General features: G+C 72.5%; 12 protein-coding genes. 5 read left to right on the top strand and 7 right to left on the bottom strand.

Translation table 11 applies throughout. The annotated features are described in order from the left end of the window. Nucleotides 1-125: 125 nt before the first annotated feature. Nucleotides 126-548 (bottom strand): ATP-binding protein, encoded by a 423-nt coding sequence (locus ACFP3V_RS26665; protein WP_380588551.1) that lies wholly within the window; start codon nucleotides 546-548, stop codon nucleotides 126-128. Nucleotides 549-920: 372 nt separating this feature from the next. Between ACFP3V_RS26665 and ACFP3V_RS26660 the strand changes: the two genes are divergently transcribed. Next, the gene (locus ACFP3V_RS26660) at nucleotides 921-2,018 is read left to right on the top strand and encodes an alpha/beta hydrolase (protein WP_380588548.1); all 1,098 of its coding nucleotides are present in this window, start codon (nucleotides 921-923) and stop codon (nucleotides 2,016-2,018) included. Nucleotides 2,019-2,025: 7 nt separating this feature from the next. Here ACFP3V_RS26660 and ACFP3V_RS26655 read toward each other — a convergent pair whose 3' ends face one another. Both ACFP3V_RS26655 and ACFP3V_RS26650 read right to left on the bottom strand, forming a co-directional pair. Further along, complete coding sequence (locus tag ACFP3V_RS26655) at nucleotides 2,026-4,194, bottom strand: bifunctional glycosyltransferase/CDP-glycerol:glycerophosphate glycerophosphotransferase (RefSeq protein WP_380588545.1); 2,169 nt, start codon at nucleotides 4,192-4,194, stop codon at nucleotides 2,026-2,028. 133 nt (nucleotides 4,195-4,327) lie between these two features. After that, nucleotides 4,328-4,714: an STAS domain-containing protein gene (locus ACFP3V_RS26650; RefSeq protein WP_380588542.1), complete on the bottom strand. Its 387-nt coding sequence runs from the start codon at nucleotides 4,712-4,714 to the stop codon at nucleotides 4,328-4,330. 164 nt (nucleotides 4,715-4,878) lie between these two features. Here ACFP3V_RS26650 and ACFP3V_RS26645 point away from each other — a divergent pair, with 164 nt between their 5' ends. Then, nucleotides 4,879-5,436, top strand: a complete 558-nt coding sequence (locus ACFP3V_RS26645; protein WP_380588539.1) for a sigma-70 family RNA polymerase sigma factor — start codon at nucleotides 4,879-4,881, stop codon at nucleotides 5,434-5,436. Then, the gene (locus ACFP3V_RS26640) at nucleotides 5,433-6,503 is read left to right on the top strand and encodes a maleylpyruvate isomerase N-terminal domain-containing protein (RefSeq protein ID WP_380588537.1); all 1,071 of its coding nucleotides are present in this window, start codon (nucleotides 5,433-5,435) and stop codon (nucleotides 6,501-6,503) included. The genes ACFP3V_RS26645 and ACFP3V_RS26640 overlap by 4 nt, the downstream gene beginning before the upstream one ends. 155 nt (nucleotides 6,504-6,658) lie before the next feature. Here ACFP3V_RS26640 and purU read toward each other — a convergent pair whose 3' ends face one another. After that, nucleotides 6,659-7,510 carry a formyltetrahydrofolate deformylase gene (gene purU / locus ACFP3V_RS26635; RefSeq protein WP_380588534.1) on the bottom strand — a complete coding sequence of 284 codons (852 nt, stop codon included), beginning with the start codon at nucleotides 7,508-7,510 and terminating at the stop codon, nucleotides 6,659-6,661. A 70-nt stretch (nucleotides 7,511-7,580) separates the two neighbouring features. Next, nucleotides 7,581-8,033, bottom strand: a complete 453-nt coding sequence (locus ACFP3V_RS26630; RefSeq protein ID WP_380588531.1) for an SCO4402 family protein — start codon at nucleotides 8,031-8,033, stop codon at nucleotides 7,581-7,583. A 213-nt stretch (nucleotides 8,034-8,246) separates the two neighbouring features. Between ACFP3V_RS26630 and ACFP3V_RS26625 the strand changes: the two genes are divergently transcribed. Beyond that, nucleotides 8,247-9,506 (top strand): ABC transporter substrate-binding protein, encoded by a 1,260-nt coding sequence (locus tag ACFP3V_RS26625; protein ID WP_380588528.1) that lies wholly within the window; start codon nucleotides 8,247-8,249, stop codon nucleotides 9,504-9,506. A 12-nt stretch (nucleotides 9,507-9,518) separates the two neighbouring features. Here the strand turns inward: ACFP3V_RS26625 and ACFP3V_RS26620 are convergent, their stop codons facing one another. After that, nucleotides 9,519-10,457: a hypothetical protein gene (locus ACFP3V_RS26620; protein WP_380588526.1), complete on the bottom strand. Its 939-nt coding sequence runs from the start codon at nucleotides 10,455-10,457 to the stop codon at nucleotides 9,519-9,521. Nucleotides 10,458-10,570: 113 nt separating this feature from the next. Then, entirely contained in the window at nucleotides 10,571-11,947 is a 1,377-nt protein-coding gene (locus ACFP3V_RS26615) for a transcriptional regulator (protein ID WP_380588523.1), read from the bottom strand. Between the two features lie 257 nt (nucleotides 11,948-12,204). Between ACFP3V_RS26615 and ACFP3V_RS26610 the strand changes: the two genes are divergently transcribed. Further along, nucleotides 12,205-12,897, top strand: a complete 693-nt coding sequence (locus ACFP3V_RS26610) for a bifunctional DNA primase/polymerase (RefSeq protein ID WP_380588571.1) — start codon at nucleotides 12,205-12,207, stop codon at nucleotides 12,895-12,897. Nucleotides 12,898-13,434 lie beyond the last annotated feature (537 nt).

The raw sequence follows: 13,434 nt of genomic DNA, 5'->3' as shown, positions 1-13,434 counted from the left end.
GGCCCGGCGGGCCCCCGCCCCGCCGCAGGGGTCACCGACCGCGTTCGCCAAGGAACCTGACGGGGCCTTGACGTCCCCTCGCCGCGGCGTGCCGCATCCAAGGGTGATCAGCTGAATACGCGACGTCAATGCCCGATCGGAAATTCGGATTGGTTGCGTTCACTTCCGGCCAACTCGCACCACACCTTTTTGCCTTGTCCGTCCGGATACCAGCCCCAGCGGTCGGCCAGGCAGGCGACCAGCTCCAGGCCGCGTCCTGACGTCGCGTCATCCTCCGCGTCCCGTGGCGCCGGTGCGCTCGCCGAGGCGTCCGCCACCTCGACGCGGACCCTGCCGCCGACGGCAGGGGCGAGGCTGAGCACGGCCTCCCGGCCGGTGTGCACGACGGCGTTGGTGACGAGTTCGGAGACGACGAGCACCAGGGTGTCCACCGTGTCGGGGGCCAGGCCGTGACCGTCCAGCTGCGACCGTGCCCAGCGCCGGGCCCGTCCCACCTCTTCGGGGGCGGCCCCGACCACTGTCCGGATCTGGAGCGTCTCTTCCCTCACGCGCTGCGCCTGCACCACTCACACCACCCGTACTCGCGGGATGAAGCTCCAGCATGATCCCCGCCCGGGCGGCATCGCATGGTCTTTTGGCATATTCCAACGCCGGGGCTGCCCGGGGGTGCATACTGCCCCGGCGCGGCTGTGGATCCACTGCCTGCGCACCTCTGTGAGCGTAGGGCAACTCTCCGCGCACGGCGCGGGAGCGCGGCGCGCGCCACCCGAAAGCCACCCTTCCTACAAGCGTCCGAGCCCTCCCCCGCCGTACGGCCATTCGGGTCTCATTCGCTGGTATGAAGCCGTTCGCGCACGCGCGAGTAGGCTCGCTGAAAGAGTAAGAACGCGTATTCACCCGGTGTCCGAGAGGGTTCGACGATGAGTCTTACCGGCACACCGTTCTTCCTGCTGACGATCGCGGTGCTGGTGCTGACGACGGCGCTGATGGTGTGGGCCTGGAACCGCGTCCCCGGCCCCACCGCCGCCCGCTACGCCGCACGCACCGGCCTGACGCTGCTGAGCCAACTCGCCGCCGTGGCCGTCGTGCTGGTCTGGCTCAACAACAGCATGGGCCCCTTCTACGAGAGTTGGGGAGACCTGCTCGGCTCCGAGACCGCCGTCCAGCTGAACACCAACGCCGGGCACGGCGGGGGCACCGACAGCACCTCCGGCCGGCACCCGGACCAGCGGCTCGACTTCCACACCTACAGCGCCGGGGTCTACCGCACCGTGGCGCTGGGCGAGCGCTCTGGGATCAAGGGCAGCCTCTACATATGGCTGCCCCCGCAGTACCACGACCCGGCCTGGGCCGGAGTGCGCTTCCCCGTGGTCGAGTTGCTGCCCGGCACCCCCGGCACGCCGCAGGCGTGGTTCGGCACCATGCGGGTGCAGCACGAGCTGGCGGAGCTCATCGACCACGGCCAGGCGCAGCCGATGATCCTCGTCTCGGCCAAGCTCAACGTGCTCGGCGGCAACACCGACGCCGGCTGCACCGACCTGCCCAGCGGCGTCCGCACCGCCACCTGGCTGGCCAAGGACGTGCCCGACCTGGTCCGCAAGTCCTTCCGGGCCTCCGCCGACCCCCGGCGCTGGGGCGTGATGGGCTACTCGGCAGGCGGCTACTGCGCGGTCAACCTGACCGTGCAGCACCCGGAGAGCTTCCGCAGCGCGGTCAGCCTGTCCGGCTACAACGCGCCCGAGTCGCCGCTGGTGCTGCGCGACCCGCGGCTGGCCCGCGCGAACAACCCCTACCTCGCACTGCGGGACGCCCGCTCGCAACCGCCGATCGCGCTGCTGCTGGCCGGCAGCCTGCAGGACCGCGGCACCGTGCCCGACGCGCGTCAACTCTTCGGCGTGCTGCGGGACAAGAGCGCCAGTCAGGTGCTCACGGTCCCGAAGGGCGGCCACAGCCCCGAGGTGTGGCGGGCCATGCTGCCCGCCTCCCTCGTCTGGCTCTCCAACCGCGTCGCGGGCTGAGCGCCCGCTACCGGACCGGGAAGACCGCGCGGACCACGCGCTCCGCCGCCCGGCCGTCCTCCAGGGCGCAGAAGCGCTCGCGGAAGGCCGCCCGCAGCTTGGCCGCCGCCGGGCCCTCCGCACTGCCGTCGCGCAGGGCGTCCGCGAGCTGCCGCGCGGTGGTGGTCACCACACCCGGCGGCTCGGCCATCAGGTCGAAGTAGACGCCGCGGACCCGCTGGTACTCGGCCCAGTCGGGAGCGAAGACGACGATGGGGCGGTCCAGCACCGCGTAGTCGAACATCGCCGACGAGTAGTCCGTGACCAGCACGTCCGCCGCGAGATAGAGGTCTTCCACGACGGGGTGCGCCGAGACGTCCATGATCCGCTCGTCCGCGGGCAGGCCCGCGCCGCCCTCGTAGAAGTAGTGCGCGCGCACCAGCAGCCGGAAGTCGCCGCCCAGGTCCCGGGCCAGCTGCTCCAGGTCCAGGTGCGGCAGGTAGCCGGACTGCTGCTGCTCGCGGTGCGTCGGCGCGTAGAGCACGGCCGTCACGTCGGCGGGGATGCCGAGGCGGGTGCGTACCTCGGCCACGTCGGCCGAAGTCGCCCGCGCCAGGCGGTCGTTGCGCGGGTAGCCGGTCTCCAGCACCTGGTAGGAGCCGGGGTAGGCGGTGGCGAACGCGGCGGTGCTGTGCGGGTTGGGCGTCACCAGGTAGTCCCAGCGGGCCACGTGCTCGCGCAGCCGCTGGAAGTCCATGTCCGCGGCGGCCAGCGGGCGGTCCTTGAGGTCCATGCCCATCAGCTTGAGCGGCGTGCCGTGCTGCGTCTGGACGTGCACCGAACCGGGCCGCTTGGTCATCGTGTGCGGGAAGTTGACGTTGTTGACCAGGTACTTGGCGGTGGCCATGGCCTTGAAGTAGGCGGGCGTCCCGGCCAGGACGTAAGGCACCCCCGGGGGCAGCGCCTCGGCCTGCTGACGGGTGTTCACCACCCAGACCCCGCGCACCTGCGGGGCCAGTTCGCGCATCCGGGCGTAGATCGCCGCCGGGTTGCAGGCGTAGCCGCGGTACCAGTAGGCGGCGTAGACGGCCAGGTTCTCGTCGATCGGCAGCCGCCGGTACGCCTCGTAGAGCCCGCGCCGCCCGGCCCCGCGCACGACCCGCTTGGCCGTCGGCGCCGCGGAGCGGGCGGATCGCTTGAGCGTGCGCGGCAGCTGCTGGAGCGGGCGCAGCCGGGCGTAGGCGCTCCAGGCGTTGCGCTCCACCAGCCGGTACTGCACCCCGCGCAGCCCGGACGGATAGCGGTAGCCGGCGGGCCTGCGGCGGCGGAAGTGCTCGGCCGCGCGCGCGAAGAAGTCCTGCCGCAGCCGGTCCGGGACCAGGCCCGGGGTGTCCAGGATGGTCACCGCCTGCTTGACCGTCCGGTCGAAGACCAGCCGCACCAGCTGCGGCCCGATCTCCGGGTGCCGGTCCAGGAACTCGAAGATCGCGTCGTACTGCGCGAAGGCGTCGGCGTGCTTGGGCGAGGCGGTGTTGGTGATCGCCCCCTCGCGCTGCCGGCGGTAGAGGTAGACGTCCCGGTCGAGGTAGCTGAGGGACCGCGCGGCGAGCAGCAGCGGGTAGGTGACGGAGATGTCCTCGTAGTAGCCGGGCCCGAAGCGGACGCCGAGGGTTTCGAGGAAGTCCCGGCGCACCACCTTGTTCCAGACCGACATGATCATCTGCAGCAGGGCGGGCCGCTCGGCGAGCGTGAAGCTCGCGGGCAGCGGCGGCTCGACGAGCAGGCGGCGCCAGGTGTCCGGCTCCGTGCTGCCGTCGGGGTAGACCCGGGCGAAGCCGGTGATCAGCACGTCCGGCCGGACCTCGGCGAGGCGGGCGAGGACGGCGTCCACGGCGCCCTCGGCGAGCCAGTCGTCGCTGTCGACGAACCAGACGTAGGTGCCGGTGGCCTCGCGCAGGCCGACCTCGCGGGCACCTCCCAGCCCCCGGTTGACCGCGAGGTGACGCACCTTCAGGCGGGGGTCGCGCGCCGCGTACTCGTCCAGGATCGCGCCGGTGGCGTCCGGCGAGGCGTCGTCCACGGCGATCACCTCGAGCCCCGCGAAGTCGGTCCGCAGCACCGAGTCCAGGCAGCGCGGCAGATACTCGGCCACGCCGTACGCGGGCAGCACGATGCTCAAGGTGGGGACTTCGTTCACCCGAACAATCTAACGGGACCATCGGGGGCGCGAGGATCCCCCATCCTTCGCACTGGGGCATCTCCCGCCGTGGGGGCACCCCCGGCCGAAGGCTGGGGGAGGGTGCGGGATCCTCGCGCCCCGGGGCTGCGACTTACGCCGGGAGCGCGAATTCGCCCTCGTCGCCGGAGACCGCGGAGGGGACGTCCGGGTGGATGTCGAAGAGCCGGCGGACGCCGAGCGCGGCGAAGACGCGGTGCACCGGGGCGCATTCCGCCACCGCGGACGCCTCGGGCAGGACCAGTCGCAGCTCGCCCCCGCAGGACCTCAGCAGCCGCCGCGCGGCGATCAGCACGCCGACCCCGCTGGAGTCGCAGAACCGCACCTCGCTCAGGTCCAGCAGGACCCTCCTGCTGCCCTCCGCCACGGCGCCGTGCACCCGTTCTCGCAGGACCCGCCCCGAGACCAGGTCGATCTCGCCGGCCGGGCGCAACAGCGTCCAGTCGGCGTACTGCTCCGCACGCACCGTCAGTTCGGTCACCGGTCCAGGCTTCCGTCGAAGTGATGAGCTTTCAGGCTAGCCGTACCACCTGTGCCCGAACAGAAGCGCTCCGCCTCCGGATACCGCACACAGTTTTTCCATTCCCGCCGAACCCCCCTCACAGCAGGGGTAGATTCGCAACACGGGACGTAGGGGGAGGCGCGATGCGGAATTCGGCGCCGATCCGCTGGGACCAGCAGATCCAGCGGCGGCTTGCCCGGGGCGAGGAGTCCGCCCTGGGTGAGCTGTACGACCAGTTCGCTCCCCTGGTGCACGGCCTGGCCCAGCGCGTGCTGGACGACCAGGATGCCGCGGAGCAGATCACGCGCGAGGTCTTCGCCCACGTCTGGGCGCATCCGGAGGGCTTCGACGCCGCCCGCGGCTCGATGCGCTCGTGGATCGGGACGCTCACCCACCGCCGGGCCGTCGAACGGCTGCGCCGCGAACGGGGGCTGGACGTCCCGGCCGAGGGCGCGGGCCCCACGGAGTGCGCCGGCGCCGAGGAGGAGGTGCTGGCCGCGGCGACGGCGGCACGGGTGCGCTACGTCGTCACCGGGCTGCCGCAGGCGCTGCGGGAGACGCTGCTGCTCACCTACTTCGGCGGCCGCACCTACGAGCAGGCCGCGCACGAGCTGGGGATCAGCCCGGACGTGGCCAAGCACCGGATGCGGCTGGGGCTGCAACTGCTGGCCACCGCCCTGGAGTCGGGGGGCGCCGAGTGAACCGCTCCCACGAGGACCTGCGCACCCTCCTCGGCGCCTGGGCGCTGGACGCCTGTCCGCCCGACGAGGCGGAGCTGTTGGAGTCGCACCTGCCGGACTGCTCCTCCTGCTCCCAGGAGGCCGCCCAACTGCGGGACGCCGCCGGCTGGTTGTCGGCGGACGAGCCGCTGGACCCGGAGCCCGGTCTGCGGGCCGCCGTGCTCTCCCGCTGCCTGGAGCGCCGGGCCCCGGCCATCCGGGTCCCCGAATGGGCGGAGCCCTTCGTCGCGGAGACGGCCCGGCTCGACGCGCTGCTGCGCGACCTGGGCGAGCTCGACTGGCGCGAGACGGTCACACTGCGCTGGTGGAACGGTACGGAGGAGTGCTCCCCGGCCGAGGTGCTGTCCCATCTCGCGGCGGTGGACGGCCTGTTGGCCCCACTGCTCGGCCTGCCCGACCCGGCCGCCGGAGCCACGGAGCCCGCCGAGGGCGAGCTGCTCGCGGTGCGCACGGCCTACCTGCGGCGGCTGAACCGTTCCCGCAGCCCCGAGACGGTCCGGGTGGCGTGGCGGGCGCAGACGCGCCGACTGGTCGAACGCGCCGCGCTGCTCGGCGACACCGCGGGCGACCGGCTGGTGGACTACGGCGCCTTCCAACTCCCACTCCGGGACGCCTTCCTGGACCGGACCTTCGAGACCTGGATCCACGGCGAGGACATCGCCGAGGCCGTCGGCTACCCGGTCCACCCGCCGCGCGGCCCGCACCTGCGCCAACTGGTGGGCCTGGCGGTACGGATGCTGCCCCATCTGCTCGGCGGGCTGCGCCCGCGGGAGGAGAAGCCCCGGGTCCTGCGCCTGCTGGTGGAGGGCCGCGGCGGCGGGGAGTGGCTGGTGCCACTCGACGCCCTGGAGCCCCCGGCGGCCGCGGCGGACCTGGAACCCACCGCGACGATCGCCGTGGACGGGGTGGAGTTCTGCCAGCTCTGCGCAGGTCACACGCCCCCCGACCGCCTCCCGGTGGGCCTCACCGGCGACAGCGCGCTGGCACGTGAAGTGCTTCGAGCTGTGCCGCTGCTGTCCCGGCCGTAGGCCCCGTCAGAGGCCGTGGGGCCATAGGCCCCGTCAGGGGCGCGGGGAACTGCGCGACCAGCCCACCACTCGTGGAGGTCCGGCCCGCAATCAGGGTCGAACCTCCATGGGTGGGTGCGTTGCTCGCGCAGTTCCCCGCGCCCCTTGCGGGGCACCTACGCGAAGACGACGGTCCGGGTGCCGTTGAGGAGGACGCGGTGTTCGGCGTGCCACTTGACCGCGCGGGCCAGGGCCTGGCATTCCACGTCGCGCCCCAGCGCGACCAGCTGCTCGGGCGTCACGTCGTGCGAGACCCGCACGACCTCCTGCTCGATGATCGGGCCCTCGTCCAGCTGCGCAGTCACATAGTGGGCCGTCGCCCCGATCAGCTTCACGCCCCGGGCGTGGGCCTGGTGGTACGGCTTGGCGCCCTTGAAGCTCGGCAGGAACGAGTGGTGGATGTTGATGGCCCGCCCGGCGAGGGCCTGGCACAGGTCGTCGGAGAGCACCTGCATGTAGCGGGCCAGCACCACGAGGTCCACGTTCTCCGTCTCCACCAGCTTCAGCAGCTCCGCCTCCGCCTCCGCCTTGGTGGCCTGCGTCACCGGGATGTGATGGAACGGCACGTGGTAGCTCTCGGCCAGTCCGCGGAAGTCCGTGTGGTTGGAGACCACGCCGACGATCTCCACCGGCAGCGCGCCGATGCTGCTGCGGAACAGCAGGTCGTTCAGGCAGTGGCCGAACTTGCTGACCAGCAGCAGCGTCCGGGTCCGCTCCCCGGCCGGGTGGATCTGCCAGTCCATGTGGAAGGCGTCTCCCGTCGCCGCGAAGCTGGCGCGCAGCTTCTCCGCCGTCACCGGCGGCTCCGCCGAGAAGTGGACGCGCATGAAGAACAGTCCGCTCTCGGCGTCGCCGAACTGCTGGCTGTCGACGATGTTGCAACCGGTGAGGAAGAGGTAGCTGGAGACGGCGTGGACGATGCCCTGCTTGTCGGGGCAGGACAGGGTCAGGACGTACTGGTCGGCCACCGGACGCTTCCTCTCGTGGGACGTGTCCGACAAAGGTTGCCACAGTGGCGCCCGGCACTGCCGGGCCGTCTCACGCTCCGGTGCTCTGGGTCAGGATCTGGAGCACCGCGAGCGAGCGTGGCGGGCTGTCCGGGTCCTCACCGTCGTTGAGGCTCAGCCGCACATGGGCCTCGCGGCAGGCGCGGACCGCCTCGGGCCAGCCGTGGTGCTGGGCGTACACGGCCCAGGCGGCGTCCGGGCCGACCTGGTGCAGGATGCGCAGCACCCGCAGCACGGCGGTGTCGACCAGCGCGGCCTCGGCGCTGTCGCGGAATATGGAGCCGACGTACTTCTCGGCCGACCAGCGGTCCAGCCAGGTGTCCTCGACGAGTCGGTAGACGGCGTCGGTGACGTCACCGAAGCCGTCGCGGCCGGCTCCCCACACCTCCTGCTGGAAGACGGGGTCGCCGAGCATGTGCAGCGCTGAGCGGACTCGGGCCCGCCAACGCCACCAGGGGATGTCAGTGAGCGGCATGCCGCCCATCCTCCTGGAGCGGGTACCGGTTTTTGAAGCCCTTGCTGCGTCTTGCACGGTCCCCGATCCTAAGCGTGCCGGAAGGCGGCGTTCCGCTCCAGGCCTGCCCCTGGAGTTCCCCTGGTGTTGTTCCACCGTTCTCCTGACTGCCCATCGGCGGTGCGCATGGCTCGACACCCTGACTCCTCGTAGCGCAGCTGTCACAGCGGAGAGGCCGTCACCATGCCCGCCGGAAAGCACGTCAGACGCACTGTCAGCTGGTTGGCCGCGACGGCGGCAGCCCTGCTCGTGGGCGCGACCACGGCGGGCTGCGGAGCGGACGCGACCGCCGCGGAGAACTCCACGGTGACCGTGATGACCTGGGCGCCGCTGGGCTCGGAGGCCGGCTCGGAGCCGGCGGTGCCGGTGACGGCGCAGGCGATAGCGCAGTGGATCAACGACACCGGTGGCATCGGCGGCCGCACCCTGCGCGTGATCACCTGCGACGAACGGGACACCGCCGAGGGCGCCCAGGCGTGCGCGACCCAGGCGGTGCAGCAGAACGTGGCCGCCGTGGTCGGCTCCTACAGCCAGTTCGGCGACAGCTTCATGCCGGTCCTCAGCGAGGCGGGCATCCCCTACCTCGGCGGCGCCGGGCTGTCGGACACGGAGTTCAGCGCCCCCTACTCCTATCCCGTCAACGGCGGCTACCAGTCGCTCCTCGCCGGCAACGGCGCCCAGCTGATCGCCTCGGGCTGCCGCCGGGTGGCCATCGTGCGCCCGGACAGCATCGTCGGCGACGCCATGGTGGGCTACCTCAACGCCGGACTGGCGAGCAGCAGGCTGGCGGCGGTGGACATCCGGGTCACCCCCGGCCGCACCGACTACAGCGAACAGGCCGCGGCCGCCATCGCCGGGGACCAGGGTCGCAACTGCATCACCCTGGCCCTGGACGCCGCCTCGACCTCGACCTTCCTGGACAGCTACCGCCGCCTGCCGCACCGGCACACGCAGCTCGCCTCCGTCGTCGGCAGCATCCAGCAGACCGTCGTCGACGCCACCGGCGGTTCCTCGGGTCCGCTCGCCGATGCCCTGGTGACCAGCTGGTACCCGCCGGACGACAGCTCCGTCTGGAACGACCTGCACTCGGTGCTCAGGAAGTACGCCTTCTCGCACACCGAGATCTCCGCGGCCGACCCCTTCGTGGAGACCACCTGGGTCGCCTACCAGGTGCTGCGCAGCGCGCTGCAGGGCGTCCAGGGGCCGGTGACGGCGAGCTTGCTGCAGGCCAGGCTGGAGACCACCGCCGGGATCACGGTGAAGGGGATCACCCCGGCCCTCAACTGGCAGACGCAGTTCATGCTTCCGAACGTCTCGGTGCCCAGGACGGTCAACACCGAGGTCGCCTTCCAGCACGTCGTCGGCGGGGAGCTGACCTGGGAGCGCACCGGGCTGGTGGACATGCGTCCCGCCCTCAGCGCGACCGGCGGCGCCGGGAGCTGAGGGCAGGTCGGGTCAGAGCTGGAGCGGGGAGCGCTTCGGCAGGTTGTTGGCCGCCGCCACGGCGTTCCAGAGCCGGGAGGCGGTGGCCTTGGCCCGGCTGGCGTCGCCGCTGGCGGCGTCGCCGGCCTGCTTCTCCTCGTTGTGGCCCAGGTGGTGCTTCTTGTGGCCGCACGAATCCTTGTTCGCGTCGGCCCAGTTGGCGTAGTGCTCGTCCGCCTGGGCCGAGTTGGTCCAGCCGGTGCGCAGCGCGTCGGCCAGGGCACTGCCCTGCTGCAGGTGGTCCACCTGCAACTGCCCCAACTGGTTGATGAGTTCCCGCCGTTGCTGCGCGGCCTGGCGCAGGTCCTGGGCCGCCTGGGCCAGGTTCTGGCAGTTGCCGATGTTCTCCACCGCGGCGACCACGGCGGAGCGGCTGCTCGCCGCGTTCTGCAGCAGGCCCCACAGCGCCTGGGCCTGCGGGTCCGTCCCGGCCGGCGCGGAGGCCGCACTGCTGCCGGTGCTCTGCGCGGTGGCGGTGGAGCCGGTGGTCCCCGCGGTGGCCGAACCGCTGCCGTTCATCAGCAGCCCCATGCCGATGCCGAGCACCGCGCAGACGGCGACGACGCCGACCGCGATGGCCCGGGTGGACGGCCCGCGCCGGGCCGGCGGCTCGTCGTCGTAGGCGGGGGTGCCCACCGGCTGCTGATACGCCGTCTGAGCCGGTGCGCCGTACGGCTGTTGGTAGCCCTGCTGCGGGTACGGAGGCGGCTGCTGGCCATAGGGCTGCTGCGGCTGCGCCGGGGGGAACTGCTGCTGCGGGTACGGCTGCTGCGGATAGACCTGGGGCGAGGCGGGCATCGGCGGCAGGAACTGCGTCGCCTCTGCGGCCGAGTCCCCCGCCGCCGGCCCGGGTTCGGGCCGGAACAGGTCGTCAGGGGTCAGCTCACCTGGGTTCGGCCGGCGGTGGTTCACGCGTTTCCTCACGTCATGGCTGAGCGTCTCCGAGCGCGCCCCACGCTACCGAATCCCCCGTTCGCGTTACCACCCACCGAACACCTGGACCAAGCACCGCTCGCGACGGCGTGTCAGGCCGCCGCCGTGGCGAACCGGGCCTGGAACTCCTGGACCGATCGCTGGCCGCGGTAGGGCTCCAGCCTGCGCCGGAAGTCGTCCAGGTACTCCGAGCCGCGGGCCGAGCGCAGCCCCGACATCAGCTCCACCGCCTGGGTGGCCGTACCCACGGACAACTCGACCTCGCGCAGTTGCAGTTGGGCCAGCGCCAGCAGCAGCAGGTCGACCGCGCGGCGGCGCACCCGGGACGGGGCGTGGCCCTCCAGCGCGGCGATCGCGTGCTTGGCGGACTGGCGCGGCTGCTCCAGGTCCCGGTGGCAGTGGGCGAGTTCGTCGGCCAGGTAGGCGGCGTCGAAGTGGGCGATCCACTCCGGGTCCTCCTCCGGACGGCTGTGCTCCAGGGACTCAGCGGCCTTGGCGGCGGCAGCGTCGCAGGAGCGCGGGTCGCCGAGCAGGGCGTGGCCGCGCGCCTCGGCCGCGTAGAACATCGCCATCGCGGTGGGGGTGGCCGAGCCCCGGGCGCCCTCCTGGGCCGCCCGCGCCAACTGGGCGATCTCACGCGGGTTTCCGAGCGTGGCCGCCAGGTGGCTCATCGAGGAGGCCAGCACGTAGCCGCCGTAGGCGCGGTCGCCCGCGGCCTGGGACAGCCGCAGCGCCTGGATGTAGTAGCGCTGCGCCAGACCGGGCTGGCCGGTGTCGATGGCCATGTAGCCGGCCAGTTCGGTCAACCGGGCCACCGCGCCGAAGAGCTTGCGGCCGGTGTCCTCCCGGTAGGAGCCGTTGAGCAGGCCGGAGACCACACTGTTGAGGTAGTGCACCACGACGGGCCGGACGTGGCCGCTGCCGAAGCGGTGGTCCAGGTCGACCAGCATCTCGGTGGTGGCCTTGACCGCGTCCACGTCCGCCGGCCCGACCCGCTGTCCGGCGGCGCGGGCCACCTGCACGTCGGGCCCGGTGATCAGCCAGTCTCGGCTCGGTTCCACGAGCGCGGAGGCGGCGACGGTGGCCCCGGTCAGGAAGTCCCGCCGGCCGACGTCGCTGCGCCACAGTTCGCAGACCTGCTCGACGGCCCCCTGGAGGCTGGCCGAGAACTGCAGGCCGACGTGGGAGGAGAGGTTCTTCCCGTCCGCCATGCCGATCTCGTCGACGGTGACGGTGCGGCCGAGCTTGCGGCCCAGCGCCTCCGCGATGATCTGCGGCGCCTGCCCGCGCGGCTGCTGGCCGCGCAGCCAGCGGGCCACCGAGGTCTTGTCGTACCGCAGATCGAGGGAGTGCTCGGCACCGCAGAGGTTGACCCGGCGGGCCAGCCCGGCGTTGGAGCAGCCGGCCTCCTGGATGAGTGCCTGGAGCCGTTCATTGGGCTGTCGCGCGACGAGCGGTCTGGCGGCCATGGACGTCACTGCCTCCCCTTGAGGAACCCTCGAAGCATTCCCGGTACCCGCCCCGATGATGCGTCAGAAACGGTCAGCTCCTTGCCACTTCAGCTCAGCGTAACGGCGGGGCACCGGAGTGTGATACCCGCAGAGCGAAGGGGTTTTGCGCGCACGCCCCCGCGAATGCCTCCACGCGCCCCCTGAGCGCGCGTGCCGCTCGGACGACTTTCCAGTTCAGGCCGTAACCACCTGGCATACGGCCAGTTGTGCTGGACGTGGAAGACACCCTGGGAGCGACCCGGCCGCGGACGGCGCGCGAACTGCGTCCGTCCCTGCCGGAAGCGGCAGTTGCATATGCGGAGGAGCGGCACTGGGAGGTCTCCCCCGGCGCCTGGCTGATCGAGGACGACGGACCGCCCCGCTGCTCCTGCGGCGACCCGGCCTGTCCGATGCCGGGCGCCCATCCGGCGACCCGCGACTGGACCCGGCGTTCGAGCGCCGGCCCGGGCGTGGTCCGCCGCTGGTGGAGCGAGAACCCGCACGCGTCCATCCTGCTGCCGACCGGCCGGTCCTTCGACGCCATCGACGTCCCCGAGGTGGCCGGCTGCCTGGCCCTGGCCCGGATGGAACGGATGGGCGTCCAGCTCGGCCCGGTGCTGGCCATGCCGGGCGGCCCCGGACGCGGCCGCCGGCTGCTCTTCCTGGTCCTGCCGGGCGCCCTGGCCAAACTGCCGGACATGCTGCGCCGCCTCGGCTGGGGCCCAGGCCGCCTGGACCTGGTCGGCCACGGCGAGGGCGGCTGGATCGTCGCCCCGCCGACGCGGATCGGCCTGCTGGGCTACGCCCAGTGGGCCCGTGAGCCCAACTCCCTCAACCGCTGGCTGCCCGAGGCCGGCGAGTTGATCAACCCCATCGCCTACGCCTGCGGCCGCGAGGCGCCGCTGCCCCTGACTGCGCAGCAGCTTTAGCCCGGCCTCCCCTGTGCCCTCGGCGCGCCTGCCCGACAACCGGAAACCCGGAAAAGGTGCGCCGAGGGCACAGCTCTACCCGCCCGAAAGGGCGAAAACGCCCCACGATCGGGTGACAGCGCTCAAGGATTGCCCGGTGGTGCCGAGGGGATGAATCTTCTCGCAACGATCCGGCACGAGAGGAGAGGTGAACGCAGTACGGCCCAGGCCCGCGCGGTCCGGAGGGGAAGCCGGACCGCGCACGGGGCCCGCAGGGCCCCTGCGGGGGCCGGGGCCGGGGGATTTCAGGGGGAGGGTCGGGGAGGGGTCATCAAGGGGGAGCCACGTCCGGCTTCGGCGCTCGGGGAAAGCCTGCCGAAGCCGGACGTCGCCCACGCCCCGCCGCAGGCCCGCCACGGCCGCAGGCCCGCCAGGCCGCAGACCAGCCACGGCCGCACGCCCGCCACGGCCGCACGCCCGCCACGGCCGCACGCCCGCCAGGGCCGCGAGGATCCCCCGCCCTTCGGGCGGGAGGTGCCCCCACCGCGACCGGCCCAC

Source organism: Streptacidiphilus monticola (assembly GCF_042658505.1).
Classification (GTDB): Bacteria; Actinomycetota; Actinomycetes; order Streptomycetales; family Streptomycetaceae; genus Streptacidiphilus; species Streptacidiphilus monticola.
This window is presented reverse-complemented; position numbering and strand designations above follow the sequence as displayed.

Bases quoted from the DNA above. Each gene is read 5' to 3' on its own strand.
- ACFP3V_RS26630 (WP_380588531.1), bottom strand. From the start codon at position 8,033: ATGGGCGGCATGCCGCTCACTGACATCCCCTGGTGGCGTTGGCGGGCC.
- ACFP3V_RS26615 (WP_380588523.1), bottom strand. From the start codon at position 11,947: ATGGCCGCCAGACCGCTCGTCGCGCGACAGCCCAATGAACGGCTCCAG.
- ACFP3V_RS26625 (WP_380588528.1), top strand. From the start codon at position 8,247: ATGCCCGCCGGAAAGCACGTCAGACGCACTGTCAGCTGGTTGGCCGCG.
- ACFP3V_RS26645 (WP_380588539.1), top strand. From the start codon at position 4,879: ATGCGGAATTCGGCGCCGATCCGCTGGGACCAGCAGATCCAGCGGCGG.
- ACFP3V_RS26660 (WP_380588548.1), top strand. From the start codon at position 921: ATGAGTCTTACCGGCACACCGTTCTTCCTGCTGACGATCGCGGTGCTG.